Below are 463 nucleotides of genomic sequence, written 5' to 3' on the forward strand. Positions count from 1 at the left end.
GTGACGCATGTGGTGTTCGCCTATCTGCAGCAGCACTCCCATCGTTTCATCAGCAATGAGTTCGCCGGGGCACTGGCGCATCGGGTGGCGGAAATTACCCTGGGCGTGAATCAGACCCTGAGCATCTTGTTGTTCGACCTGATCCCGCTGCTGGTGACGCTGAGCCTGGCCACGGCCTTGCTATGGACCGCATCGCCGTTGTTGGCGTTGTTCATGGCGGGTTGGTCGGTGGCGTTTATCGCTATCTGCTACGTCCTCGCACGCCGCAGTCATCCTCTGGCGCAACAGTATTCGGCAGCGCGCAGCACCAGCACCGGCAAAGTGGTGGATGCGGTCTCCAACCTGGCCAATATCCGCCTGTTTGCGCGCCATGCGTTCGAGCACAGTTACCTCGGCACTTTCCTCGACAAGGAGGTGGCGGCTGCCTACCGATCCCTGGGGTATATGGAGCGCATCCGCTGGT

1 protein-coding gene is annotated in these 463 nt (G+C 60.7%); it reads left to right on the forward strand.

What is annotated here, in order from left to right:
* A partial coding sequence (locus tag JV201_RS29645; protein ID WP_257903308.1) for an ABC transporter transmembrane domain-containing protein occupies positions 1-463 on the forward strand: 463 nt, incomplete at both ends.

The sequence above is a fragment of the Pseudomonas sp. Colony2 genome, assembly GCF_019382755.1.
GTDB lineage: Bacteria > Pseudomonadota > Gammaproteobacteria > Pseudomonadales > Pseudomonadaceae > Aquipseudomonas.